The sequence below is a fragment of the Kitasatospora sp. NPDC047058 genome (assembly GCF_040643935.1).
Lineage (GTDB): Bacteria > Actinomycetota > Actinomycetes > Streptomycetales > Streptomycetaceae > Kitasatospora.
The window spans coordinates 1-3,729 of record NZ_JBEYVJ010000559.1 but is presented as its reverse complement, the minus strand read 5'-3'; the positions used below and the strand labels follow the sequence as shown (position 1 = coordinate 3,729).

The 3,729-nt window shown below is 77.7% G+C and carries 1 protein-coding gene; it reads right to left on the bottom strand.

Annotated features, from left to right (window positions below; all coding sequences use genetic code 11):
- A partial coding sequence (locus tag ABZ885_RS37380; protein ID WP_360199067.1) for a type I polyketide synthase occupies positions 1-3,729 on the bottom strand: 3,729 nt, incomplete at both ends.

Sequence of the window (3,729 nt, the reverse complement as noted above, 5' to 3'; positions counted from 1 at the left end):
GTTGCGCCGGGCCGGACGGCCGGCCAGCGCCCGCCACAGCGGCGGGACGTCACCGCTGCGGGCGGCCCGCGCCCGCAGGTCGGCCACGTCTAGCCGGGCCGGCACCAGGACGGCCTCGCCGCGGGCCATCGCCTCGTCCATCACGGCCAGGCCCTCGTCCGCGCCCAGGGCCGCGACCCCGGACCGGCTGATCCGGGTCAGCAGGCGCTCGCCCAGGTCCCGGCCGATGCCCGCCTCGTGCACCCACGGGCCCCAGGCCAGCGACAGACCCGCCAGGCCGGCGGCGCGGCGGTGGCCGGCCAGCGCGTCCAGGAAGGAGTTGGCGGCGACGTAGTTGCCCTGGCCGGGCGCGCCGAAGACCGCGGCCGCCGAGGAGAACAGGACGAAGTGCTCCAGGTCGAGGCCCCGGGTGAGTTCGTGGAGGTGCCACCCGGCGTCGGCCTTCGGCCGCATGACGGCCGCCAGCCGGTCGGGGGTCAGGGTGCCGATCACGCCGTCGTCGATGATCCCGGCGGCGTGGAAGACGGAGCCCAGCGGGCACCCGGCCGGGACGGTCGCCAGGAGCGCGGCCAACGCGGCCCGGTCCGCGACGTCGCACGCCACGATCCGGACCCACGCACCGAGCTGCGCCAACTCGGCGGCCAGCCCGGCCACCCCGGCGGCGGCCGGGCCGGAACGGCTGGTCAGCACCACGCCGTGGGCCCGCCCGGTCACCACCAGGTGACGGGCCACCAGGCCGCCCAGCGTGCCCGTGCCACCGGTCACCAGGAGCGTCCGCGGGTCGTCGGCGACGGGGCCCGAAGGCCGTTCAACCGCTGCTCCAGCGCCGGACGGACGGTTGAGCCGCCGGCCGAGAGCGGACTCGCCGCGGAGGGCCAGCTCGGGTTCGCCGGCGGCGAGGACCGCCGGGAGCACGGCGATCTGCGTGCCTGCACCGGCACCAGCGGCGGCACCGGCGGCGGGAAGGTCGACCAGGACCAGCCGACCGGGGTTCTCCGCCTGCGCCGAGCGCAGCAGGCCGCGGACCGCGGCGGCGGCCAGGTCCTCCACGGCCTCGCCGTTCGCGGCGGCCGCGCCGCCGCGGGTGACGACCACCAGCTGCGCGGACTCCAGCCGCGGTTCGTCCAGCCACTGCTGGGCCAGGGCCAGCGCCTCGGCGGCGAGCCGGCGGGCGGCCTCCGGGACCGCCTCGGCCGCCGGGGTCCCGGCCTCCGTCGGCGTCCCGGGCGGTGCGGGGGTCGCACCGACGCAGACCAGCACCACGTCCGGGGCGGCCTCGCCCGCCTCCGCGGCCGCGGCCACCCCGGCCAGGTCGGCGAACGACCGGACCGGCACGCCGGCGGCCGCCAGCCCCTCGACCACGCCGAACCGGTCGTCGCCGACCAGCGCCCAGGTCCCGGCCGGGGCGGGGGCCCCGGCCACCGGCGCCCACTCCTCGACGAACAGCACGTCCGTCACCCCGCTGTCGGCGGCCCGTAGCTGGGCGGCCGACACCGGACGGCTGACCAGCGACTCCACCGACACCACCGGTGCCCCGGCGGGGTCCACGGCGGTCAGCGCCAGACCGCCCCGCGCGTCCCGCCGCAGCCGGGCCCGCAGCACGGAGGCGCCGCTCGCGTGCAGCTCGACGCCCGTCCAGGCGAACGGCATCCGGACCTCGCCCGGCTCGCCGTCCGAGTCCGCCAGGGGCGTGCCCTCCAGCAGCGCGGCGTGCAGGGCCGCGTCGAGCAGCGCCGGGTGCAGGCCGAACGCACCCGCCTCCCGTGCCACCGACTCGGGGAGCGCCACCTCGGCGAACACGTCGTCCCCGCGGCGCCAGGCGGCGCGCAGGCCGTGGAACGCCGGCCCGTACACCTCGGCCAGCCGGACGGCGTACACCTCGTCGACGTCGAGCGCGGTCGCGCCCTCCGGCGGCCAGACCGCCAGCTCTTCCGGCGTCCGCCCGTCCAGCGGGGCCGGGGCCACCACGCCGCTCGCGTGCTGCACCCAGGCCTGCTGCAGGTCGGCCGCGTCGGGGCGCGAGAACACCTCGACCGTCCGGCGTCCGTCCGCGTCGGCGTCGGCGACGACGACCTGGACCTGGACGCCGGAGCCGTCGGCGGGCAGCACCAGCGGTGCCTGCAGCGTCAGCTCCTCCAGCAGGCCGCAGCCGGCCTGGTCGCCGGCGCGGACCACCAGCTCGACGAAGCCGGTGCCCGGCAGGAGCACCGCCCCGCCCACGGTGTGGTCGGCCAGCCACGGGTGCGTGCGCAGCGACAGCCGCCCGGTGCAGACCAGGCCGGTGCCGCCGGCCAGCTCGACGGCCGCGCCGAGCAGCGGGTGGTCCACCGCGCCCAGGCCGAGCGACGCCGCGTCCTGGCCGGCGCCCGCCAGCGACAGGGGGAGCATCCCCTGCGGCCAGTAGCGCTCGTGCCGGAAGGCGTAGGTCGGCAGCTCGATCCGCTCGCCGGCCGGGAGGACGGCACTCCAGTCCACGGGCGCACCGTGGACGAAGGCCTCGGCGAGCGAGGTGACCAGGCGGGCGGCGCCGTCCTCGTCGCGGCGCAGGGTGCCGCAGACGGCGGCCGGCACGATGCCCGGGCCCGCCTCCTGGGCGACCTCTTCCAGGGTGTCGTTCATCGCCCCCATCAGCACCGGGTGCGGGGTCACCTCCACGAAGACCTGGTGGCCCTGGCCGGCGAGGGTGCGGACGGCGCGGTCGAAGTGCACGGTCGCGCGCAGGCTCTGGTACCAGTAGGCGGCGTCCAGCTCCTCGCCCGTCAGCGTCTCGCCGGTCATGGCGGAGACCATCGGAACGCGGCCGTGCCGCGGGGTGATCCCGGCGAGCACGGAGGTGATCTCGGCTTCGAGGCGCTCGACCTGGGCGGAGTGCGAGGCGTAGTCGACGGCGACCATCCGGGCGCGCACGCCCTCCGCCTCGAACTCCGCCTTCAGCTCCTCCAGGCCCTCCGGATCACCCGAAACCACCACGGCCGAGGGGCCGTTGACCGCGGCCAGGGAGAGACGCTCGCCGAAGCGGGCGATGCGCTCCTCGACGACGGCGGCGGGCCGGCTCACGGAGAGCATGCCGCCGAGACCGGCGAGGACCTTCAGCGACTGCGAGCGCAGCGCCACCACCCGGGCGCCGTCCTCGATGCTGAGCATTCCGGCAACCGTGGCCGCGGCGATCTCACCCTGCGAGTGGCCCACCACAGCGGCGGGAGCCACCCCGGCGGCCTCCCAGACGGCCGCCAGCGAGACCATCACGGCCCACAGGGCGGGCTGGACGACGTCCGCCGCCTTCATCTCCGGCGCGCCCTCGGCACCGGTGAGCACCTCGTCCAGCGACCAGTCCACGAACCGCGCCAACGCCTGCGCACACTCCGCCAGCCGCGCCGCGAACACCGGGCTGACCTGCGCCAACTCCCGGCCCATCCCGACCCACTGCGAACCCTGACCCGCGAACGCGAACACCGTCCGCGCACCCGGCCGCGCCACACCCGAGACGACGGCACCACTGGGCACCCCGGCGGCCAGGCTCTGCAGCCCGGCCAGCAGCTCACCGCCGTCGGTGCCCACCACCACGGCCCGGTGCTCGAACGCCGACCGCGTGGTCGCCAGCGACCAGGCGACGTCCTCCGGCCCGAGCTCCGGCCGCGCGGCCGCCCAGCCGGCGAGCCGCTCCGCCTGAGCCGTCAGGCCCTCGGCCGACCGGCCCGACACCAGCCACGCTCCGGCGCCCGCCACCAC